This is a genomic window from Streptomyces sp. H27-H1, from assembly GCF_026627445.1.
Classification (GTDB): Bacteria; Actinomycetota; Actinomycetes; order Streptomycetales; family Streptomycetaceae; genus Streptomyces.
The window spans coordinates 61,198-80,873 of record NZ_JAPNLJ010000005.1; the positions used below are offsets into that span (position 1 = coordinate 61,198).

Sequence of the window (19,676 nt, forward strand, 5' to 3'; positions counted from 1 at the left end):
GCGCCCGAGCCAAAGGCACCGCCATGATGCGTTTCGCCCTCGCCACCGCCGCCGCGACAGCCGTCCTCACCGCCGCGCTCGCCCCCCAGACCCACGCCCAGGCTGCCGCCCCTCTGTCCTACGTGGCCCTCGGGGACTCGTACAGCGCCGGCTCCTTCGTGCGTCCCTGGAACACCGACGGGTGCGGCCGCTCCGAGCAGGACTACCCCCACCAGGCCGCCCGGCGGCTGAAGTTGCACCTCACCGATGTCACCTGCTCCGCCGCCGAGGTCAGAGCGGGGCTGCTGGGCCCGCAGTCCGAGCTGAAGGGGCCACCGTCCGTGCCACCACCGGGGGGCTGGACCGCCAAGCCTCCGCAGATCAGGGCCGTTACGGCGACCGCCGATCTCGTCACGGTCGGCGCCGGCGGCAACTCCGTGGGTTTCTCCGAGATCGTCGAGACCTGCGTCAAGCGTGGCCTGGCCTCTTTCGGTACGGGCACCCCGTGCGCCGATCACTACGCCCGGGGCAGCGGCGCCGCCGGGCTCGACGCCCGGTTCACCGCACTGGAGGCCGACTTCGCGGCCCTGCTGAAGGAGATCCGCACGCGCGCTCCGCGCGCCGGGGTGGCGGTCGTCGGATATCCGGCCGTCGTGGACGGGGCCGCGGGCTGCGCCTGGGGGTCCTGGCACCAGCTCGGAACCGTCGCCAAGGGCGACATGCCCTGGCTCGACACCCTGGAGCGCCGGGTCAACACCCTCTTGCGGGACCAGGCCCGGCGGGCCGGCGCGGCGTTCGTGGACACGTACTCATCCAGCACCGGGCACGGAGTGTGCGCGAGCGGCGAGCAGCGCTGGATGTACGGGATCAAGGACAACCTCACCGGCCCGGGCGCCCAGAGCGACCCACCCTCCGAGCTCTGCCGCTCCATCCCGGCCCGCGGCGAAGCCTGCACCGTCCTACACCCGAACCTCCACGGCACCACCCACCAGGCGGACCGCGTCACGGAGACCTTGACCGCCCTGGGGGCGGCCGGCCACTGACACGGGAGGCGAGCAAAACCGGGGCCGGCGTCGCAATCGACGGCGCTCCCCGCCCGCGCCGACCTCGCGGCGGCCACCGTCGAATGCCCGGAGGCCCCGGCCGCGTACGACCGCATGCTGGAGGTCACCTCCGACCGCCTCCCCGTCCACGAGGCGCCGCGCTCCCTGGGCTGAGGGTCAGCCGGGGTTCCGGGACTCGCGCCAGTGGGTGAGTTCGGCTTCGACGTCGAACTCCCGGAGGTTCAGCGGGGGTCCGGGCGGGGGCATGCGCAGGGCCTTGCGGATCTTGTCGTTGATTTCGGTGAGGAGGTCGCGGGCCCGGCGTTCGGTGCGGGCCGCCTTGAGTGCCTCGCGGGCGTCCTCCGCCTCCTTGCGGAGGGCGAGGGCCGGCGGGAGGACAGCGAAGCCCTCGCGGTGCAGTTTGCCCTTGATCCACCACAGCTCGTCGTACGGGGCGTCGAGCGAGGCGAGCGGTTTGCCGAAGCCGGGGAGTTCCGCGAACTCGCCGCGTTCGTCGGCCTGTCTGATCTGGCGGTCCACGAAGGATTCGAAGCTGACACCAGGCGGTTTGCGCTCGGTCACATTGCCTCCTCGGAATCCCTGCCAGCCTACTGTCGTCCGGCCCGCACCGGCCGGGTCGCGTCGGGCGGCACAGCTGCCCGACCGGGGCGGGTGGTCGGCCTCGTGCAGGGCGTCTCGACTGCGACCAACTGGCCTTCCGGTCGGCTGGGCCGGTCTCATCAGCAGTCGCGGACTTGTCGAATATCGATATGTTCCCCTATCTTGAGCATATCGAAAATCGATAGGAGCAATGTGGTGAACATGAGACTCACGAGGACGCTGGCCTCGGCGACCCTTGCGCTGGCGATGCTCTGCGGGCTCGCCTTCATCGGCACGGGGGCTACGCACATGCTCGACGACGGGGCGGTCTGCGTACAGACGGGCTTCTGGGCAAACAGCTCGCTGGAGCACGATCTGCCGATCGGTGACGGGGTGAAGGCGTCCAGCAGTGCCACGCGCCTGTGCCAGGACAGCCCCTCCGTGGGGCAGCGCGCCGCCGACCTCGGGGGCGAGCTGCCCTGGCTGCTTTTCGGCGCCCTCGCACTGTTTCTCTTCTCCCGGCTGCTGAAAGGCGTGCTGCTGCAGGGGCCGTTCACCGATCCGGTGTCGCGGCGACTCTCCGTTCTCGGCTGGTTCGTCACCTCGGGCACGCTGCTGACCGGCCTCGTCGTGGGCTGGTCTCAATCCTGGCTCGTCGGGAGCATGGCGCCGATGGTGGGTTCCGGGCCGACCCTCTCCGGGCCGCTGGTGCTCGTCCTCGCCGGCCTCGCCGCAGTGATCATGGGGAGGATCATGCGGGAGGGCGTGCGCATGCGAGAGGACCTCGAAGGCACCATCTGATGCCCGAAGAGGAACGCCATGCGATCCGGATCCACCTGGACCGGCTTCTCGCCGAGCGCGGCATGACACTGACCGAGCTGTCCGCGCAGGTGGGCATCACCGTCGCCAACCTGTCCGTACTCAAGAACGATCGGGCCAAGGCCATCCGCTTCTCGACCCTGTCGAGGATCTGCGAGGTCCTCCGGTGCCAGCCGGGAGACCTGATGACCCACGACCCCGCCACCCCGGCCCGCACCGACCGCACCGACCGCGGATCCACTCCGTAGACGGCTGCCCACGCTCGACGCGAGCAGCCTGGAGGACCGGTTACGCCACCCCGTCAATCTGCGCCTTCAAGTGCGTGAAGGCTCCCTGACGACCCGTGCGGCCTAGGGTCGCAGGCGCCGGTCCGACTCATCGATCGGGATGTCGTTGATGCTGGCCTCGCGGCGGCGCATCAGGCCCGCGGCGTCGAACTCCCACTGTTCGTTGCCGTGGCTGCGCCACCACTGGCCGCTCGCGTCGTGCCACTCGTACTCGAAGCGCACCGAGATGCGGTTGCCTGTGTAGGCCCACAGTTCTTTGCGCAGCCGGTACTCCAGCTCGCGCTGCCATTTGTCGGCGAGGAAGGCGCGGATCTCGGCGCGGCCGTTCAGGAAGCGGTCGCGGTTCCGCCAGGCGGAGTCCTCGGTGTAGGCGAGGGCGACGCGTTCGGCGTCGCGGCTGTTCCAGGCGTCCTCGGCGGCCTGCACCTTGGCGCGGGCGGACTCCTCGGTGAAGGGCGGCAGGGGCGGTCGCACGGAATCGGTGGCAGTGGCGTTGGCAGCGACATTGGCAGTCATGGGATGCGCCTCTCGACCGGGTCGGGTGACAGGTGGGGGAGAACGGGCGTTCTCGATGGGAGCGAGCCTAGAGAACGAGCGTTCTCGGCGCAAGCGTTTCTGGTCTACGCTGCTTTCATGCCCGCCGCCCCGATGAACGACGTAGAGGCCCGCACGCGCCTGCTGGACGCCGCCGAGTCGCTGTTCTACGCCGACGGCATCCAGGCCGTGGGCATGGACCGCATCCGCGCGGAGTCGGGCATCCCGCTCAAGCGGCTCTACCGCCTCTACCCGGCCAAGGAATCCCTGGTCACCGCCTACCTGGAACGGCGCGACCGCCGCTGGACGGCGAGCCTGCGCGCAGCGGTCGCGGGGCGGGCCGACCCCGTCGGAGCCGTCTTCGACTGGCTGGCCGAGTGGTTCTGCGAGCCGGACTTCCGCGGCTGCGCGTTCTTGAACGCGTACGGGGAGCTGGGCACGGGCCCCGCCGGGGTGCTGGACGCCGTACGCCGGCACAAGGCGGAGCTACGGGCGCTGCTGGCCGAAATCGCCGGTCCGGGCCGGGAGGATCTGGCGGAGCAGCTCCTGCTGCTGGTCGAGGGCGCGACGGTGGTCGCGGCCCTGGAGCCGGGCCCGGGGGCGGCCGTACGGGCGCGCGAGGCGGCGTACGTCCTGGTCCGGGCGGGCGCGGGGGCGGGCCGAGCGGTCGGCTGAGGGACCGGCGGGAGGGGACTGGGCGTAGGGACCGGGCGAAGGGACCGGCGCAGGGACCGGGCGGAGAGGGTCGACCCAGGGGCTGGCGCAGGGGCCGGGCGGCGGGATCGACGCAGGGGTCGGCGAAGGGACCGGGCGAAGCGATCGACGCCGGGGCCGGTCGGAGAGGTCGGCGCAGGCGCGGCAAAGGACCGGCGCAGGGCCCCGCGGAGCTGCCGACAAAGGGGCCGGGGGAGGGATTTACGCGGCTGCCGAGTGATCGGTTGCGCGTTGCGCGCAGCCGGGTCGCATTGTCAGCTTTTAACTGGCGTTGGGCTTTTTGTCCACCGGGAGACCGCATTCGGCGGTCGCACCGGTTCCGTCGCCTTTCCTCGCGGAGGAAACACCCTTGTCTGCTTCCCGCTGCACGTCGGCCGCCCTGGTTGTCGCGGCCGTCACCGCGACCTGCCTGCTGCCGGTCGCGCCGGCTTTCGCCGCCGGCTCGCCGCACATCCGGTTCTCCCAGCCGTACGTCCCCTCCATCGCCGCGGGAAAGACCGGCCGCGTGGTGATCGTGGCGGAGACCGGTGGCGATCCGGCGCTCAGCAGCAGCTTCCGGATCACGGCGCCGGAGCGGACGACCTTCCCCGAGGCCCGGTTCTACTGGAACGGCGACCGTGCGGGTGCCCCCTGTACGCGTTCCGGCGACGCGCGGCAGCTGACCTGCGACGCGGGGACCCGCGCGGGCTTCTCCTTCCCGGCGCAGAGCGACACCCGGCTGGGCGTACTCGTACGGGTGGACGCGAATGCCCCCGAGGGCACGACGCTCGACGGTGGCGAGTGGTCGGCCGGTCAGGGCTCCTCCGCCCCGTACGCGGTCTCCACCCCCGTGTCGGGCCCGAAGGGCGACCGGGGCGACGACGGCCACGACGGCCAGCAGGGGCACGAGGGCAAGCCCGGCCACCACGGCAAGCCGGGCCGCCCCGGGCCCAAGGGCGACCAGGGCGAGCGGGGCGAGAAGGGCGACCGCGGGCACATGGGTGACCGCGGCGAGAAGGGCGAGCGCGGCGAGAAGGGCGACCACGGGCCGAAGGGGCCCCAGGGCCCCAGGGGTCCGAAGGGCTCGAAGGGTGACACCGGGCCCCAGGGGCCGTCCGGAGGCCCGCAGGGCCCGAAGGGCGACACCGGGGCACCCGGGCCGAGGGGCGAGACGGGCCCTGCGGGAGGCCCGAAGGGCGATACCGGCGAGGCCGGGCCCAAGGGCGACACGGGCAACACCGGATCGGTGGGGCCGGCCGGGGTTCCCGGACCGGGCGGACCGCAGGGCCCGAAGGGCGACACCGGTCCGGCCGGCGGCCCGCAGGGCGAGAAGGGCGACCGCGGCGACACGGGCAACACCGGCCCGGCCGGACCGACCGGATCGCGCGGACCCGGCGGACCCAAGGGCGACAAGGGCGACAGGGGCGTCAAGGGCGACCGGGGAACCGGCGGGCCCAAGGGCGACAAGGGCGACAAGGGTGACAAGGGCGTGAAGGGCGACCGCGGACCCGGCGGGCCGAAGGGCAACCAGGGCCCGAAGGGTGACCAGGGCAAGCCCGGCAACTGCAAGTGCGGCAAGGACCACGGCGGCAAGGACCATGGCGGTAAGGAGCACGGCGGCAAGGGCACCAAGCCCGGCAAGCCGACGGCCCGCATCGTCAGCCACAAGCTGCACGTCCGCACCGGCCCCGGCACCCACTACGGGAAGACCGGCGTGATCAAGCACGGCACCGAGGTCCAGGTGATGTGCAAGACCAACGGCACCACGGTCGAGGGCAACTCGCTCTGGTACAAGCTCGCCGACGGCCGCGGCTGGATCGCCGCCCGCTACGCCGAGAACCTGAACCGCATCCCCACCTGCTGACCGGGGACCGGACCTGGCGGGACCCGACCTGACGGGACCTGCCGGGACCTGACCCGACGATGGGGACCGGTCCTGACGGGCCCGGACCCCACCCCCAACCCTTCGGTGCGCATCGAGGCCCCCCGAGCCCCGGTGCGCACCGGAGTCGTTTCCGCCCCGGGACCGCCGCCCAGCCGCCCTGCCGCCGCACCACTCCGCCGCCCCGCCGCCCCGCCGAAAAGAAATTCCGCAATCCCCGTCGATCGATGTCGAGAACCCGTGACCGGCTCCGTCTCCTCGATGAAGGCGGCCACAATGGGCCGCCCAGCACCGAGGAGAGCATCATGGCCAAGTACCTGCTTCTCAAGCACTACCGCGGCGCCCCGGCTCCGGCCAACGACGTGTGCATGGACAAGTGGACGCCGGACGAGATCACGGCCCACATCCAGTACATGCACGACTTCGCGGCCCGGCTGGAGGGCACCGGAGAGTTCGTCGACGCGCAGGCGCTCGCCCCCGAGGGAACCTTCGTCCGCTACGACGGCGAGGGCCGCCCGCCGGTCACCGACGGCCCCTTCGCGGAGACGAAGGACCTGATCGCCGGCTGGATGGTGATCGACGTGGACAGTTACGACCGCGCCCTCGAGCTGGCCGGGGAGCTGTCGGCCGCCCCCGGGGCGGGCGGGAAGCCGATCCACGAGTGGCTGGAGCTGCGCCCGTTCCTGGCCGCGCCGCCCACCATCACCGAGTGAGCACCCCGATGGACGGGGCCCTGCTCCGGGGTCTCACACCGGGCGTGCTCGGGATCCTCGTCCGCCGCGGAGCAGACTTCGCGGCGGCCGAGGACGCCGTACAGGACGCACTTCTCGAGGCGGTCCGCGTCTGGCCGGCCGACCCTCCGAAGGATCCGAAGGCCTGGCTGGTCACGGTGGCCTGGCGCCGGTTCCTCGACGCTGCCCGGTCGGACACCGCCCGTCGGCGGCGCGAGGACCGGGTGGACGAGGAGCCGGGTCCCGGCCCCGCGCCCGCGGTGGACGACACGCTCCAGCTGTACTTCCTGTGCGCCCACCCCTCGCTGAGCCCCTCCTCCGCCGTCGCGCTGACCCTGCGGGCGGTCGGCGGGCTGACGACGCGGCAGATCGCCGGGGCGTATCTCGTCCCCGAGGCGACCATGGCGCAGCGCATCAGCCGGGCCAAACGCACCGTCTCCGACGTACGGTTCGACCGGCCCGGCGATGTCGCCACCGTGCTGCGCGTCCTCTACCTGGTCTTCAACGAGGGCTACTCCGGCGACGTGGACCTCGCCGCCGAGGCCATCCGGCTGACCCGCGGGCTCGCGGGCTCGATCGACCACCCCGAGGTCGCGGGACTGCTCGCCCTCATGCTGCTCCACCATGCCCGGCGGGCCACCCGGACCGCTCCTGACGGCAGCCTGATCCCGCTCGCCGAACAGGACCGCGGCCGCTGGGACACGGCCCTGATCGCCGAGGGGATCGCCATCCTGCACCCGGCGCTGGCCCGCGACCGGCTGGGCGAGTTCCAGGCCCAGGCGGCCATCGCGGCCCTGCACGCCGACGCGCCCACCGCCGGGGAGACCGACTGGGTGCAGATCGTGGAGTGGTACGACGAGCTCGTGCGCCTGACCGACAGCCCGGTCGTACGGCTCAACCGCGCGGTGGCCGTCGGCGAGGCCGACGGACCGCGTGCGGGCCTGGCGGCGCTCGCGGTGCTGGACGCGTCGCTGCCCCGCCACACGGCTGTGGCCGCGTACCTCCACGAGCGCGACGGCGACCTGACCACGGCGGCCCGTCTGTACGCCGAGGCGGCCCACCAGGCCCCCAACCTCGCGGAACGCGATCATCTGACCCGTCAGGCGGCCCGCCTGAACTCCGCCCGCCGGCCCGGCTGACGGCGGTCCGGCCTGGTGTCCGGAAACGCACTCCTCCGTCCGTGGCCGCTGTTAACCTCGCCCGGCATTGATCAACAAAGGCAAAAGCGGGGGAACATGCGAACGGGGAAAGCACTGGCCGGCGTCGTCCTGTCGGCCACCTTGGCGGCCGGTTGCGGCGGCTCGGGCGGCACCGGCGCTACGGATGCCACGGACGGCAAAGGCGCGACCGGCGCCTTCGGCGAGACCGAAGGGGCCAAGCCGACGGTCAAGCTGAGCGTGCCGCCGCAGTACGACGGGTCCAAGGGCTGGGACGAGACCCTCGGTTGGGTGCCCGAATCGGTGGGCACCCTGCCGGTGACATCCGTACCCCACAGCGATCGGGTCGCGCTGCTGTACGCGTCCGCCGAGGGGTACACCGTGCAGGCCAAGGCCGCCGACGGGAAGGTCGGCTGGAGCTCCGCCCCGTGGAAGGCCCCGACACCTGTCGGAGCCACCGAGGGGGGCACCTCGTCCGACGAGCAGGCGGAGATCCCCGACCTGAGGGACGTCGAGCTGGACGGCCGCGGCTACGTCGTCGCGTACGCCCACGGGATGAGCGGCAAGGACGCACTGCACGAGGGCACCGAGGTGGTGCGGCTGGCGGTGTTCCCCGCCGACGCCTCGGGCACGGGGGTCAAGCCGCTGCGGGAGGTGGACGTCCCGGTGTCGGGGTCACCGCGCCAGGTCCAGGTCAGCGCGGAAGGCGGGCGGCTGCTCGTCGCGTACGGGGAGCGCGGACCGTACCCGCGCTCCGCGGCCGTCGTGGACGTGACCACCGGTTCCGTCACCCCGTACAAGGACCCGAACGAGCTCCTGCCCCAGTGCACTCGGGCCACCCTCTGCCAAAGGAGCCGCGTGATGGCGGTGAGCCCCGACGGCCCCCTGGTCTCGATGGGCCTCGGGTACGGCTTCGGCGTTCCCGGTCGCTGGTTCAGCGACACGGTCCGCCCCGACGGGGTCCAGCCGAAGACCTCCTTCCACGAATACTGGAACGGCAGGGCCTACGGGGTGGCGTCCGGCCGCCTCCTCGCCTCGTGGGACAACGGAGGAAAGGACGGGGCGAACCGTCCTCCCACGTGGTCGGTGCACGACGTCCGGACCGGCGCGCTCCTGGCCCGCATGGAGTGCGCGTACGAGGAGACCCCCACCATCCTCGACCAGTCCCCCGAGCACCCGACCATCGCTTCCCCCTCGGGCCGCTACCTCGCGGCCGGCCCGGTCGCTTTCGACCTGGAGCGGAAGCAGGGGATCTGCGTGGGGGGCGACGGCAACCGCAAGACGATCACGCTCGCCTCGATCCGCGACGACGGGGCGGCCTACGGAGTGGTCGACAACGCCGAGGCCCCGGCCTCCGAAGCGGTCGTCGCCCAGGTCGACCTCAACTCCGCTTCCGGCGACCCGAAGGTGCTGGGCGCGGGCGTGGACATCCCGCTCCTGACCGGCGTGGGCGGCGGTGGCCTCTTCCTCGCCCGCGACGACAACAACAACCTGCGGGTCTCACTCCGTCGAGGCCACTGACCCGGCCAGGTACCCGGCGGCCCCCGCCACCGGCAGACTCGCCCAGGTCCGCGTACCGCCACCGGGCTCCCTGGACTCCCCGAACCCCCACGCCCCGCCGCAGTCCCGGACCACGGCGGACATCACGCGCAGCGCGGCCCGTCGGCGGGCCTCGCAGTGGGCGGCGAGGCGGGGGTGGGTGTGGGTGACGTGCCCGTCGTAGACGGTGACGCGGAGCGCGGACTCGCGGTGGCGGAGGGCGAGGTACAGGCTCCGGCCCGGGTCCAAGTACCAGGAGGTGGCGATGAGTTCACCGACCACCTGGACCGCGGCGGGGATGACCCGGTCGAGCCGGTGGGCGTGCAGGACGGACCGTACGGCACTGCGCGCGATCTGGGCGCTGTACGGCTCCCCGGGCACGGTCAGGCTGCACGCCAACCCGTCGGGGTACGGAGGCTCGGCCGCGTCCGGTACGGGCGGAGCCCCCGGACAGGCGGCGAAGTGACTGGGGGCGGGCGGGGTGAGGGGGCTGAGCATGACGGACTCCCTTTGCCGTGACATGTGGATGACGTGACGTGGGGTGGCTCTCGCGGTGGGAGCAGTGGCTTGTCGCCGCAACACGTGCGCCTACGCGTCTGCGCATGCCGCGGCGATGCACTTCCAACTCCCTTGTGTGAGCGGCGCATTACGAACTGTAGCGATCCAGGTGGACTATTGGCCACCTATCTACGGAGATTGGTCCCCCCGTGGATACTGAGTCGGGTCACACGGCACACTGCACCCATGCCACCAAGGACCTCACCGACCGAACGGCAGAAGCGACTGGGCTACGAGCTGCGCAGGATGAGGCTGGCTGCAGATGTGTCCGCCGAATCCGCCGCCGGCCTTCTCGGCCTCGACCGTTCCAAGATTTCGGCGATCGAGCAGGGCAACCGGGCCATCAGCGAGGAACGACTCCGGTCATTGGCCTGCCACTGCGACTGCGCGGACGAGCAGTACATCGACGCGCTGGTCGCCATGGCGCTCCCGCAGAAACGTGGTTGGTGGGAGCGCTATCGAGGCTCGCTGTCGGCCGCGATGCTCGACATCGCCGAGTTGGAAGTCCACGCGACCCAGATGAGGTGTGCACACTCGGTGCACATCCCAGGGCTGCTCCAAACCAGCGATCACGCTCTCGCCGTCTTCAGGTTCGTCGTCCCCGGCCTGCCGGAGCAAGAAGTCGCCCTGCGCCTTGCCCACCGATTGGAGCGCCAGCAAGTACTGGAGGGCGATTCGGCCCCCGAGTACATCGCCGTCGTGCACGAGGCCGCGCTGCGGATGCGATTCGGCGGACGTCAGGTCGCCCGGGCCCAATTGGAGCACCTGCTCCACGCCTCCGAGCGAGACAACGTCACCCTGCACGTCCTGCCCTTCGAGGCGGAGGGGTTCCCCGGGGCAGGGCAGACCGTCAACTATGTGAAGGGACCGGTCGCTCAGCTCGACACGGTCCAGATCGACAGCACGCACGGCGCCGACTTCCTGCACACCACGGCGCAACTATCCAAGTACCGCGCCCAATTGGACTGGATGGAACGGCTCAGCCTGCCGCCCGCCCCATCAAGGGACCTCATCCGCAACCTTGCCCGCGAACTCTGAGGAGGAGAACGATGGCTGCCATCGATTGGGAAGACGCCTTCTGCGGCGAAGGGGCTAGCTGCTACCGGATAGGGGTGGACGGGGACGGCAACAGCTACATCGCCCTCTCCGGCCAGGAGGACACGTACCTCACCGATACCCGCGAGGCCCTGAGGCAGATGATCCGGGACATCAAGGCCGGCAAGGCCGACCACCTGCTGGCGGAGTGACTCCCCGCCCACCGGAAATGCCTGCGTCCGAGCGGGTTCGCATCCTTATATTGGTGCGAGATACGCCAGGGACAAGGGACAGGAGGTGGGGCCGGTGAAGCTTGCCGAGGCACTTGCGGAACGCAAGGACACGACACGACGCGTGGAACAACTACGCGCACGCGTGGTCAGCAATGCCCGCTACCAGGAGGGCGAGCCGCCCGCCGAGGACGCGGCTCAACTGCTGGCGGACGCGGGTGAGGCGCTGGACACCCTCGAGGCCCTGATCCGGCGGATCAACCGGACCAACGCGGCGATCGACATGGGTACCGACGGCACCCTCACCGACGCGCTCGCACGGCGGGACGTACTGCGGCTGCGCCACTCCGTGGTCACGGCCGCGGCGGACGCGGCGGCGGGTACCGGTGAGCGGGGCTACGGCAGGCAGCTGCGGTCCGAACTGGTGACGCTCTCCGCGCTGCCGGTCGCGGAGCTGCGCGGCCAAGCCGATGTGCTCGCGCGGGAGATCCGCGAGATCGACGTACGCATCCAGCGTACGAACTGGGAGGCCGACCTGCTGGACTGATGAACGGTCCCGGCAGGACGGGGCCGTGTGGAGCAGGTAGTCGCTTCGGAGGCGAGCACAGACCGGGGGCCGGCGGTTTTCCGGCCCACCCCCTTGGCGCGTGAAGAGCAACGCTGGGGTTCGATTCCCCTGTCACAGTGCAGCTCAGTACGGCGTACAAGTAACGGTGCACAACACACGGCACATCACCACGTGCAGATCCGAAGCGGTGAGGGCGGGTTCGGGGATTCCACACGGCCTCTTCCGGCGGTCACGGTCGACATCGTCGACGGTGACCGCCGGTTCGCTTTGAGCGCGCCCTACTGGCCCGAACCGCGCGGGAAGGTGATCTCAACCCGGCGGTTCTTCTTGCGGCCTTCCTCGGTGCCGTTGTCGGCAATCGGGTAGTCCTCGCTGTAGCCGCGCACATCGAACTGGACGGACGGATTGGTAACCGTCTTCGCCAGCTCGGCCTGAACGGCATCGGCGCGCTTCTTGGAGAGCTCCTTGCCGTGCTCGTAGCTTCCCTGGTCGTCGGTGAACCCGAAGACCCGAACGGCGGTGGCCTTCTGAGAGTTGATCTCCTGCGCGATGGCCTGGATACGGGCGGAGGCCTGAGCGTTGAAGACCGCGCTGTCCTCCGGAAACATCACCTCGGACTGGAGGGCCATCATGACGGTCTGGTTCGTCTCTTGACGGCGTTCCTCACCGCCGAGGTCCTCGACGACTTCGACCATGTCCAGCACCTTGGAGGGGGCGAGCGTGCCGCCCTGGGGGAGCTTGAGACCCGGAGAGTCCGCCTTGATGGCCACGGGCGGGGAGGCGGAGACCTCCGTACCCGGAGGCACGGAGGGCGTGACGTCGTCGGCGTAGGCGCTGGTCGCGCCGATGAAGTGGGCGCCGGCGATGACGAGACCGGCGACGGCTGTGGCTGCGGTGGTGCGGCAGTGTTTGGTCATGGGGTCACCCAGATATTTTGATGGTGGCCGCGGTAAAGGACGGCAGGCCGAACACGATCTCGGTCGTGGTGGTCGGCGGTGCGGGGTATTGGGCGAAGAAGGGAACGCTCTCGCCGACCTTGATGGTCGTAAGGCCGGTCGTGCATGCGCACCTGCCCTCTGTGTCTCGCAGCACGTAGTAGCGCTTCTTGCCTGCGGTGTCGACGACAGTTGCCCCGGCGATCGACCCTGGGCTGGCAGTCTTCTCGTCACCGCGCCACGTAGCCATCTGCGCGAACGTTGAGGACCCCGTGTTCTTGATGAGGCCGCTGACTGTCAGGTATCCGTCTTGGTCGCGCGCAGCCGAATTGATCTCCATCAAGACACCGGACGGCCCTTGCGCCGTGGCGATCACCTCAAGAGGAGCCGACCCCTTCGCCTCAGAGGATGCGGGCTTGGGAGAGCCACTCTCTTGGCTCTGAGGAGTGGCGGACTTCTCCGGCTCCTTCGTCTTCTCGGCGCCTCCGCCGCACCCGGCCAGCGCAAGGGCCAAGACCGCCGCAACCGCAACGGCCGCTCCCCCGCGGACCTTCACCTTCTGCCGAATGCCCATGTACGCCGTTTCCTTGTCTCTCGTTCGCTGTCAGTCGGCCAGTCGCACGCTGAAGAGTTTCCTCGCCAGCTTGGACAACGACCCTGGGTTCGACGGATCCATCGTGATCACCGACCCGTCCCTGCACTGAATACCAACAGGCACCGGCACCGCGTCGCCACCTTCAGGCGGCGTAGGTGACGGGGTGGCTGCCGGTTGCAGGGAACAGCGCGGTTCGATCAGGGCCGTCGCCGTGGCGTGGCCTTGCATGGTCTCGCTCCCCGGGATGACCGATTCCCCGACCGTTCCGTTGGTGGTCACTGTGACGGTGAACTCCGGGATGTCGAAGTCACATTCTGCGGTGGCCTCGTTCGAGGCAGCGAAGGCCTGCGCCTTGGCGCAGGGCTCGCCGCCATCGAAGCGAATGCCCCTGAGGATTTCCCCCCACTGCTCCGGTGTGAGAGTGAGGAGATCTCTCCCCACGAGCACGTGGTCCCTGGTCTCACGGGCGGCCGCGAGTGCCGCCGCGTCGGCGGCACCTTGCGCGTCACTACGGGTTGCCCCCGCCATCCCGACCACGACGAAGGCCAGTGCTGCGAAGAGCAGGCACGCCACCATCGCGATGTAGAAGGGGAAGACCTGCCCCCGGTCACGCGAGCCCGCCGCGATCATCAGCCTGTAATGTCCGCCAAGACCTGCGTGATGGCGTTCGCGATGCTGGCTGCGAGGCCGGTTCCGATGATCGCCGCGATGATCAGCGCAATGATCACGATGATCCCCAGATACTCGAAGACCGTCTGGCCCTCGTCCCCGCCCCGCTTCATCCGGTTCTGCCGTTCGACGATCGCCTTGAGCAGCTTGTTGTTCTGCATGAGGGTCCTCTCCAGGGCCGGCGCCGATGTCGATTCGCGGACGGTACGTCGACACCCCAGCAGTTGCAAAGGGTCCCGGGACCCAATTACGGACCCACTGCGCACTCTGTCTACCCATGGCCAGCCACCCCGGGACGGGCGGTTCCCAGCCAACGGGCTATCGCCTCGCTGCGCGTGGCGGTCTGGAGCTTCGCGAAGATCCGGTTGATGTGGTTCTTGACCGTCTTCTCACTGATGAAGCAGGTGGCCGCGATCTGCTGGTTGTTCATGCCGGAAGCGATGAGATCCATGACCTCCTCCTCACGTGAACTCAGCCCGAACACACTGTGGTTGGGAAGGCGCTCCGAAGACTGTCCCACAGTTCGTTGCGGATGCGAAGAGGCCCGGAGTTCCGCGAGTACCGCGCTCGCCGCCGTAGGGCTGAAATGTGCGCGGCCCGCATGGACGTCGCGGACGGCGGCGACGAGGTGGTCCGGCGTGAATTCGCCGTGCACCAGGTAGCCGCCCGCGCCCAGCAGCAGGGCTTCGCGGACGATCTCCGTCTCCTGGCTGTATGTCAGCATCAGCACCGGTGCGAGCCGTACGAGGTGGGGCAGGGCCGAGATGCCGTCGACGCCCGGCATGCGGACGTCCAGCAGGACCACGTCGGGGGCGTGGAGCCGGGTCAGGTGGAGGGCTTCGCGGCCGTCCGCCGCATCCGCTGCCACCTCGATGTCCCTGGTGGTGGCCAGGAGGGCCGCCAGGCCGGCCCGTACGACCGGGTTGTCGTCGGCGATCAGGACGCGCAGGGGGGGCGTCAGCACGGACGGCGTCATACGGGCCTCCCCGCCGTGAGGGCCGCCAGTGGGAGGGCCAGGCGGACCTGGGTGCCCGGCCGTCCGGCGGGGCGGGCGCCGATGTGGATGCGGGCGCCGATCGCGGCCGCGCGTTCCGTCATGCCCAGCAGGCCGAAGCGGCCCGCGCCCTGGAGGGCCGGGAGGTCTACGCCGCCGGGCAGGCCGCGTCCGTCGTCCTCGACCACGAGCAGCAGGTCGGCGTCGTCGACGGTCGCCTCGACCGTGATCCGGGTGGCGCCCGCGTGGCGGCGGGCGTTCTCCAGTGCCTCGGCCGCTACCGCCAGCAGGTGACGGACCACCGGGGAGGGCAGCACCGGCAGGGTGCCGCTCACGTGCAGCTCGGCGGTGTCGGGGTCTATGCGGGCGCGGAGTTGGGAGGCCAGCGAGACCCCCGGGGCGTCCAGGTCCCGCCGCAGGTCGGCCAGTACCTCCCGGGACTCGGCGACCGCGCGACGGGCGGCGCCGGCCACCAGGGCGGCCTGACTGCGGAGCTCCGCCGGGTCGGTGGTACGCGTCAGGGACTGCGCGGCGAGGTCCAGGCCGTGCAGGGTCTTCGATACGGAGTCGTGCATCTCGCGGGCCAGGTGGTCCCGTTCGGCCTGGACCGCCTGGGCCACCGCGAGGCGGGCCCGGGTTTCCAGCAGGGCCTGGCCGGCGGTCCCGAAGCGGAACAGCAGGTCGCGCAGGCAGGCCCCGGCCGCGCCCGCCAGTACGCAGAGCGTCGACAGCATCAGCCCCTCGGCCACCCATGCCACGGCCGCCGCCTGGATGCCCGCGTAGACCGCCGCGCCGCGCCAGCCGTACACCAGCCCGGCCAGCAGCGGAGTACACGCCGAGGCGAGGCCGAGCGGGGACTCGGGCGTCGCCGCGAACAGCAGCAGCCCGCTGAAGGCCCAGTCCACCGCCAGCAGCCAGCGGTGGCGCAGCAGCAGCGGACCGAAGCGCTCCCAGTCACGGAACAGGACGTAGGAGACCATGAAGGTGAGCAGGATCGCGCCGGCCACCAGGTACGTCGGCGCCCCGCGCGGGGTGCGGCTCAGCACCAGCGGAGTCCCCAGGGCGATCATCACGAGGCGGAACGCGAAGACCTGGCGGCACAGTGCTTGAAGGGCGTTGACCTGGAGGGCGATCGGCAGCTGCACCGCGGGGCGTGCGGACGGCCGGTCCCGGGCGGCGGCGAACGCCGTGGCGTCCAGTGAGGTGGCCATGACTCAGCCGCCCCCGAACAGGAGGCCGAAGTCGACGTCCGCGCCGTACACGAACCCGCCGATCAGCAGGATCATCGTCCCGGGCAGCATGAACGTCGTGACGGCGAAGGTCGCCCGCGGAACGGCCCTGGCGGCCCGGCGGCGGGCGTTCTGGGCGTCCGTGCGCCGCATGTCCTCGGCGATGGCGATCAGCGTGTCCACGATGGGGGAGCCCAGCTCCTCGCCCTGCTGCAGGGCGGTGACGAACTGCGCCACCTGCTCGGAGTCGTTGCGCCGGCGCAGCTCGTCGAAGGCCTGGCGGCGGCTGACACCCATGGTCATCTGCTGGAGGGTGATCCGGATCTCGTCGGACCAGGGGCCCTCGTACTTGTCCGCGACCCGTTCCAGCGCGGGCCGGAAACCGATCCCGGCGCTCACCACGACGGCCAGCACGTCCAGGAAGTCCGGGAGCGTCCGCTCGATGTGGTCGCGGCGGATCCGGATCGCCGACCAGAGCCCGGCCTCGATCCAGAACAGGCCGAAGGCGACCATGAGCAGGGCGAGGATCAGCCGGCCGTTGATCAGCATGGCGAAGGCCCCCACGCCGCCCAGGAAGGCGTAGACCGCGCGGCGGGCGGCGTAGCGGTCGATGGTCAGGCCGGAGGGGTTGCCCGCCGTGTCGATCTGGCGGCGTTTGCGCGCGACGCGGTCCGGGCCCATCAGGCGCAGTACCAGCGGTGCGTAGCGGATCCCGACGCGGTCGATGAGCGAGCCGACGGCCGTCGTGCGGGTGGCGCCGACTTCCAGGGCCAGCATCAGGTCGCTCGGCAGTTTGGTGTCGGCGCGGTAGAGCCGGATGCCGTGGAACACACCGAAGACCGACAGGGCCACGGCGAGGGCCAGGAGCAGCGCGATCATTCCGGCCTCCTCAGACGGCGATCTTGGACAGGCGGCGGATGAAGAGGAAGCCGAGCGCGAAGAGCCCGAGGGCCACCAGCACGGCGGTCTGCCCGATGACGGACCCCGTCATGCGGTCCAGTGCGCCCGGCATCATCGAGTCCACCAGGAGCAGCGAGCCGACCCCCATCACCGGCACCAGGTACGCGGTGGCCGTCACCTGGGACAGCTGTGTACGGACCTCACGGCGGGTTTCCTTGCGCTGTTCCAGCGTCACCGTCAGGTTGCGCAGGCTCCCCACGATGGCGCCGCCCGCTCGGGCGGACAGGACGAGGGTGGAGACGAGGACGACCAGTTCCCGGGAGGGCAGCCGTTCCTCGATCTCGCCCAGGGCATCCTCCATGGAGTGCCCCACGGCGAGCCGGTCGGCCACCCGTGTCAGTTCCTCGCCGGCCGGTGCGTCCAGCTCCTCGGCCGCCATGCCGATGGCCGTGCGCAGGGCCAGGCCGGCCTGGGTGGCGTTGGCGAGGATCCGGGCCAGGTCGGGGAGCTGGTTGATGAACCGCTCGGTACGCCGGGCGCGCTGCCAGTTGAGGAAGGCGTTGGCCCCCCACAGAGCGATCAGGCCGGCCACCGGGCCGAAGAACGGGGCCAGGAAGGAGGCCGAGACCAGCCAGATCCCGGCGACCGTGGCCAGCATGTAGACGAAGTACTCGCCGACGGTGAGGTCCAGGCCGGTCACCGCGAGTTTGGTCTCGATGGCGCGACCCAGCCTGGTCTTGCGCAGGCGCCGGTCCACGCCCCGGAAGCGACGCGTGCGGCCGAGGGGTTCGGGCAGGCCGGTCGCCGAGAGGCGTTCGATGAGCGCGGCGCGCTGGGCGCGGCCCGTGGCGTAGGCGTGGATGCCGAGGACCGCCAGTACGCAGGTCAGCAGCGTGGCGCCGAGGGCGAGGAGGATCAGCGGGTTCACAGGGCAGTCCGGGTGGTACGAGCGGTGAGGGGACCGGTGAGGGGATCGGTGAAGGGGGCGTCCTCCGGTGCGACCCCGAAGGCCTGCGGGATCGGCTGGTTGTTCATGTAGAGGCGGTCGGCGAGCCAGCGCGGCAGCGGGTAGTACTCGAAGCGGCCGTGGACCCGGCCGTCCGCGCTCATGGGCATGGCCGCGAAGCGGCAGACCGTCGTGATCCGGAACGGTTCGCGGCCGTGCGAGTCGAGCAGCGAGATCTCGGTGATGCGGCGGGTGCCGTCACCGAAGCGGGTCAGCTGGACGATGATGTTGACGGCGCTGTTGATCTGGTCCTGGAGGGCCTCGAAGGGGACCTCCACCTCGGACATCGAGGCGAGGGTCTGCAGGCGCATCAGGGCGTCGATCGCACTGTTCGCGTGCACGGTGGCGAGCGAGCCGTCATGACCGGTGGACATCGCCTGGAGCATGTCGAGCGTCTCGCCGCCGCGGACCTCGCCGACGATGATGCGGTCGGGGCGCATGCGCAGGGAGTTGCGGACCAGGTCCCGGATGGTGATCTGGCCCTTGCCCTCCACGTTCGCCGGGCGGGATTCGAGTCGGATGACATGCGCCTGCTGGAGCTGGAGCTCCGCGGAGTCCTCGATGGTGATGATGCGCTCGCCCTCCGGGATCAGGCCGGAGAGGGCGTTGAGGAGGGTGGTCTTGCCGGTGCCGGTGGCGCCGGAGACGATCACGTTCAGCTTGGCCGTCACGAGGCCCGACAGCAGGAGCAGCATCTGTTCGTCCAGCGAACCGAGTCCGATCATCTCGGCCAGGGTGAAGGCCCGGGGGAAGCGGCGGATCGTGAGGGTGGCGCCGGTCAGGGACAGCGGCGGGATGATGACGTTGACGCGCTCACCGCTGGGCAGGCGGGCGTCGACCATCGGATTGGCCTCGTCCACCCGGCGGTTGACGGTGGACACGATGCGCTCGATGGTCTGCATCAGCTGCTCGTGCGAGGCGAAGCGCAGCGGGAGCTGCTCCACGCGGCCGGAGCGTTCCACGAAGATCTGGTCGGGACCGTTGACCATGATCTCGGAGATGGTGGGGTCTTCGAGGAGCGGTTCGAGCACGCCGAGGCCGAGGGCCTCGTCCACGACCCGGCGGATGAGCTGGGCGCGCTCGGCGGTGGAGAGGACCGGGCCCTCGCGGCTGATGATGTGGCCGAGCACCCGCTCCAGGCGCGCGCGGCGCTCGGCGGGCGCGAGCGCGGACATCTCGGCGAGGTCGATCTCCTCCAGCAGCTTCGCGCGGTAGGAGGAGACCAGGCGGCCGTCCTCGCGCGGGTTGTGCCGGTCGTCGGGGGTGTTGACCCTGGAACGCAGGCTCATGGTCCGGTCACCTCAGGGTCGTCGTTGGGCATGACGGCGGTCCGGGTGACGGTTTTCTGGCCCACCCCGGGCACAATCGAATCGATCGTGAGCCGCACCGTCGCCCGCACCGCGTCCGGGGTCTTGTTCACGTCGACCACCGCACCGGCCACGAGGCTCGGCCTGATCGCCGCCAGGCCGGCCTGCGCCCCCTCGCCCGGCTCGCGCGCTTCCACGCGCGCCGCCGTACGCGCGGCCGTCTGGGCCTGCTGGACCACGTACGCGGACCAGCCCAGCTGAATACCGCCGAGCCCGACCAGGAGCAGGATGGGGAGGAACCCGATGTATTCCAGCGCGACTTGGCCCTTGTCGCGACGGCCTTCGCGAATGGTGCGGGTGGTGCGGGTGGTGCGGATCCGGTTCAT

At 70.8% G+C, this 19,676-nt stretch carries 24 protein-coding genes; 11 read left to right on the top strand and 13 right to left on the bottom strand.

Going from position 1 to position 19,676, the window contains the following annotated elements; genetic code table 11:
- Positions 1 to 23 precede the first annotated feature (23 nt).
- Positions 24 to 1,022: an SGNH/GDSL hydrolase family protein gene (locus tag OTB20_RS06605; protein ID WP_267815657.1), complete on the top strand. Its 999-nt coding sequence runs from the start codon at positions 24 to 26 to the stop codon at positions 1,020 to 1,022.
- Positions 1,023 to 1,199: 177 nt separating this feature from the next.
- Here the strand turns inward: OTB20_RS06605 and OTB20_RS06610 are convergent, their stop codons facing one another.
- Positions 1,200 to 1,604 carry a DUF1992 domain-containing protein gene (locus tag OTB20_RS06610; protein WP_267815658.1) on the bottom strand — a complete coding sequence of 135 codons (405 nt, stop codon included), beginning with the start codon at positions 1,602 to 1,604 and terminating at the stop codon, positions 1,200 to 1,202.
- Between the two features lie 240 nt (positions 1,605 to 1,844).
- Between OTB20_RS06610 and OTB20_RS06615 the strand changes: the two genes are divergently transcribed.
- Both OTB20_RS06615 and OTB20_RS06620 read left to right on the top strand, forming a co-directional pair.
- Positions 1,845 to 2,423 (top strand): DUF2975 domain-containing protein, encoded by a 579-nt coding sequence (locus tag OTB20_RS06615; RefSeq protein WP_267815659.1) that lies wholly within the window; start codon positions 1,845 to 1,847, stop codon positions 2,421 to 2,423.
- Positions 2,423 to 2,689, top strand: coding sequence for a helix-turn-helix domain-containing protein (locus OTB20_RS06620; protein ID WP_267815660.1), 267 nt, complete (start codon positions 2,423 to 2,425; stop codon positions 2,687 to 2,689). Before OTB20_RS06615 ends, OTB20_RS06620 begins: the two co-directional genes overlap by 1 nt.
- A 102-nt stretch (positions 2,690 to 2,791) precedes the next feature.
- Here OTB20_RS06620 and OTB20_RS06625 read toward each other — a convergent pair whose 3' ends face one another.
- Positions 2,792 to 3,244: a nuclear transport factor 2 family protein gene (locus OTB20_RS06625; RefSeq protein ID WP_267815661.1), complete on the bottom strand. Its 453-nt coding sequence runs from the start codon at positions 3,242 to 3,244 to the stop codon at positions 2,792 to 2,794.
- 117 nt (positions 3,245 to 3,361) lie between these two features.
- Between OTB20_RS06625 and OTB20_RS06630 the strand changes: the two genes are divergently transcribed.
- The 5 genes from OTB20_RS06630 (at position 3,362) to OTB20_RS06650 (ending at position 9,246) form a co-directional block, all read left to right on the top strand.
- On the top strand, positions 3,362 to 3,937 hold the full coding sequence (locus OTB20_RS06630; RefSeq protein WP_420716341.1) for a TetR/AcrR family transcriptional regulator: 576 nt from the start codon (positions 3,362 to 3,364) through the stop codon (positions 3,935 to 3,937).
- A gap of 388 nt (positions 3,938 to 4,325) precedes the next feature.
- On the top strand, positions 4,326 to 5,819 hold the full coding sequence (locus tag OTB20_RS06635; protein WP_267815662.1) for an SH3 domain-containing protein: 1,494 nt from the start codon (positions 4,326 to 4,328) through the stop codon (positions 5,817 to 5,819).
- A gap of 323 nt (positions 5,820 to 6,142) precedes the next feature.
- A complete protein-coding gene (locus tag OTB20_RS06640) occupies positions 6,143 to 6,550 on the top strand; it encodes a YciI family protein (protein ID WP_267815663.1) in 408 nt (135 codons plus the stop codon).
- Positions 6,551 to 6,558: 8 nt separating this feature from the next.
- Entirely contained in the window at positions 6,559 to 7,707 is a 1,149-nt protein-coding gene (locus OTB20_RS06645) for an RNA polymerase sigma factor (RefSeq protein WP_267815847.1), read from the top strand.
- 96 nt (positions 7,708 to 7,803) lie between these two features.
- Positions 7,804 to 9,246, top strand: coding sequence for a hypothetical protein (locus OTB20_RS06650; protein WP_267815664.1), 1,443 nt, complete (start codon positions 7,804 to 7,806; stop codon positions 9,244 to 9,246).
- Here the strand turns inward: OTB20_RS06650 and OTB20_RS06655 are convergent.
- A complete protein-coding gene (locus OTB20_RS06655; RefSeq protein ID WP_267815665.1) occupies positions 9,226 to 9,762 on the bottom strand; it encodes an ATP-binding protein in 537 nt (178 codons plus the stop codon). The genes OTB20_RS06650 and OTB20_RS06655 overlap by 21 nt on opposite strands.
- A 246-nt stretch (positions 9,763 to 10,008) precedes the next feature.
- On the opposite strand from OTB20_RS06655, the gene OTB20_RS06660 reads away from it, so the two are divergent.
- The 3 genes from OTB20_RS06660 to OTB20_RS06670 all read left to right on the top strand — a co-directional run bounded on the left by OTB20_RS06660 (position 10,009) and on the right by OTB20_RS06670 (position 11,634).
- Positions 10,009 to 10,860, top strand: a complete 852-nt coding sequence (locus OTB20_RS06660; RefSeq protein ID WP_267815666.1) for a helix-turn-helix domain-containing protein — start codon at positions 10,009 to 10,011, stop codon at positions 10,858 to 10,860.
- Positions 10,861 to 10,871: 11 nt separating this feature from the next.
- Positions 10,872 to 11,069, top strand: a complete 198-nt coding sequence (locus OTB20_RS06665) for a hypothetical protein (protein ID WP_267751302.1) — start codon at positions 10,872 to 10,874, stop codon at positions 11,067 to 11,069.
- A gap of 94 nt (positions 11,070 to 11,163) precedes the next feature.
- The gene (locus OTB20_RS06670) at positions 11,164 to 11,634 is read left to right on the top strand and encodes a DIP1984 family protein (RefSeq protein WP_267815667.1); all 471 of its coding nucleotides are present in this window, start codon (positions 11,164 to 11,166) and stop codon (positions 11,632 to 11,634) included.
- A gap of 299 nt (positions 11,635 to 11,933) precedes the next feature.
- Here the strand turns inward: OTB20_RS06670 and OTB20_RS06675 are convergent, their stop codons facing one another.
- The 10 genes from OTB20_RS06675 to OTB20_RS06720 all read right to left on the bottom strand — a co-directional run bounded on the left by OTB20_RS06675 (position 11,934) and on the right by OTB20_RS06720 (position 19,676).
- Positions 11,934 to 12,572, bottom strand: a complete 639-nt coding sequence (locus OTB20_RS06675; protein ID WP_267815668.1) for an OmpA family protein — start codon at positions 12,570 to 12,572, stop codon at positions 11,934 to 11,936.
- A gap of 4 nt (positions 12,573 to 12,576) precedes the next feature.
- The gene (locus OTB20_RS06680; protein ID WP_267815669.1) at positions 12,577 to 13,164 is read right to left on the bottom strand and encodes a hypothetical protein; all 588 of its coding nucleotides are present in this window, start codon (positions 13,162 to 13,164) and stop codon (positions 12,577 to 12,579) included.
- 30 nt (positions 13,165 to 13,194) lie between these two features.
- Entirely contained in the window at positions 13,195 to 13,815 is a 621-nt protein-coding gene (locus tag OTB20_RS06685; protein ID WP_267815670.1) for a pilus assembly protein TadG-related protein, read from the bottom strand.
- Positions 13,815 to 14,015 (bottom strand): hypothetical protein, encoded by a 201-nt coding sequence (locus tag OTB20_RS06690; RefSeq protein ID WP_267815671.1) that lies wholly within the window; start codon positions 14,013 to 14,015, stop codon positions 13,815 to 13,817. Before OTB20_RS06690 ends, OTB20_RS06685 begins: the two co-directional genes overlap by 1 nt.
- A 110-nt stretch (positions 14,016 to 14,125) precedes the next feature.
- Positions 14,126 to 14,830: a response regulator gene (locus OTB20_RS06695; protein WP_420716342.1), complete on the bottom strand. Its 705-nt coding sequence runs from the start codon at positions 14,828 to 14,830 to the stop codon at positions 14,126 to 14,128.
- Positions 14,827 to 16,059: a sensor histidine kinase gene (locus tag OTB20_RS06700; RefSeq protein WP_267815673.1), complete on the bottom strand. Its 1,233-nt coding sequence runs from the start codon at positions 16,057 to 16,059 to the stop codon at positions 14,827 to 14,829. The genes OTB20_RS06695 and OTB20_RS06700 overlap by 4 nt, the downstream gene beginning before the upstream one ends.
- Before the next feature lie 3 nt (positions 16,060 to 16,062).
- A complete protein-coding gene (locus OTB20_RS06705) occupies positions 16,063 to 16,953 on the bottom strand; it encodes a DUF5936 domain-containing protein (protein ID WP_267815848.1) in 891 nt (296 codons plus the stop codon).
- Between the two features lie 13 nt (positions 16,954 to 16,966).
- The gene (locus tag OTB20_RS06710) at positions 16,967 to 17,905 is read right to left on the bottom strand and encodes a type II secretion system F family protein (protein ID WP_267815674.1); all 939 of its coding nucleotides are present in this window, start codon (positions 17,903 to 17,905) and stop codon (positions 16,967 to 16,969) included.
- Positions 17,902 to 19,272 (bottom strand): CpaF family protein, encoded by a 1,371-nt coding sequence (locus tag OTB20_RS06715; RefSeq protein ID WP_267815675.1) that lies wholly within the window; start codon positions 19,270 to 19,272, stop codon positions 17,902 to 17,904. The genes OTB20_RS06710 and OTB20_RS06715 overlap by 4 nt, the downstream gene beginning before the upstream one ends.
- Entirely contained in the window at positions 19,269 to 19,676 is a 408-nt protein-coding gene (locus OTB20_RS06720) for a TadE/TadG family type IV pilus assembly protein (RefSeq protein WP_267815676.1), read from the bottom strand. Before OTB20_RS06720 ends, OTB20_RS06715 begins: the two co-directional genes overlap by 4 nt.

What these genes read in the sequence shown, in the direction of transcription:
- OTB20_RS06665 (WP_267751302.1), top strand. Translation starts at nt 10,872, where the DNA reads ATGGCTGCCATCGATTGGGAAGACGCCTTCTGCGGCGAAGGGGCTAGC.
- OTB20_RS06620 (WP_267815660.1), top strand. Translation starts at nt 2,423, where the DNA reads ATGCCCGAAGAGGAACGCCATGCGATCCGGATCCACCTGGACCGGCTT.
- OTB20_RS06720 (WP_267815676.1), bottom strand. Translation starts at nt 19,676, where the DNA reads ATGAACCGGATCCGCACCACCCGCACCACCCGCACCATTCGCGAAGGC.
- OTB20_RS06690 (WP_267815671.1), bottom strand. Translation starts at nt 14,015, where the DNA reads ATGCAGAACAACAAGCTGCTCAAGGCGATCGTCGAACGGCAGAACCGG.
- OTB20_RS06685 (WP_267815670.1), bottom strand. Translation starts at nt 13,815, where the DNA reads ATGATCGCGGCGGGCTCGCGTGACCGGGGGCAGGTCTTCCCCTTCTAC.
- OTB20_RS06645 (WP_267815847.1), top strand. Translation starts at nt 6,559, where the DNA reads ATGGACGGGGCCCTGCTCCGGGGTCTCACACCGGGCGTGCTCGGGATC.
- OTB20_RS06655 (WP_267815665.1), bottom strand. Translation starts at nt 9,762, where the DNA reads ATGCTCAGCCCCCTCACCCCGCCCGCCCCCAGTCACTTCGCCGCCTGT.
- OTB20_RS06640 (WP_267815663.1), top strand. Translation starts at nt 6,143, where the DNA reads ATGGCCAAGTACCTGCTTCTCAAGCACTACCGCGGCGCCCCGGCTCCG.
- OTB20_RS06675 (WP_267815668.1), bottom strand. Translation starts at nt 12,572, where the DNA reads ATGACCAAACACTGCCGCACCACCGCAGCCACAGCCGTCGCCGGTCTC.
- OTB20_RS06695 (WP_420716342.1), bottom strand. Translation starts at nt 14,830, where the DNA reads ATGACGCCGTCCGTGCTGACGCCCCCCCTGCGCGTCCTGATCGCCGAC.
- OTB20_RS06680 (WP_267815669.1), bottom strand. Translation starts at nt 13,164, where the DNA reads ATGGGCATTCGGCAGAAGGTGAAGGTCCGCGGGGGAGCGGCCGTTGCG.
- OTB20_RS06630 (WP_420716341.1), top strand. Translation starts at nt 3,362, where the DNA reads ATGCCCGCCGCCCCGATGAACGACGTAGAGGCCCGCACGCGCCTGCTG.
- OTB20_RS06615 (WP_267815659.1), top strand. Translation starts at nt 1,845, where the DNA reads ATGAGACTCACGAGGACGCTGGCCTCGGCGACCCTTGCGCTGGCGATG.
- OTB20_RS06605 (WP_267815657.1), top strand. Translation starts at nt 24, where the DNA reads ATGATGCGTTTCGCCCTCGCCACCGCCGCCGCGACAGCCGTCCTCACC.
- OTB20_RS06660 (WP_267815666.1), top strand. Translation starts at nt 10,009, where the DNA reads ATGCCACCAAGGACCTCACCGACCGAACGGCAGAAGCGACTGGGCTAC.
- OTB20_RS06715 (WP_267815675.1), bottom strand. Translation starts at nt 19,272, where the DNA reads ATGAGCCTGCGTTCCAGGGTCAACACCCCCGACGACCGGCACAACCCG.
- OTB20_RS06650 (WP_267815664.1), top strand. Translation starts at nt 7,804, where the DNA reads ATGCGAACGGGGAAAGCACTGGCCGGCGTCGTCCTGTCGGCCACCTTG.
- OTB20_RS06700 (WP_267815673.1), bottom strand. Translation starts at nt 16,059, where the DNA reads ATGGCCACCTCACTGGACGCCACGGCGTTCGCCGCCGCCCGGGACCGG.
- OTB20_RS06625 (WP_267815661.1), bottom strand. Translation starts at nt 3,244, where the DNA reads ATGACTGCCAATGTCGCTGCCAACGCCACTGCCACCGATTCCGTGCGA.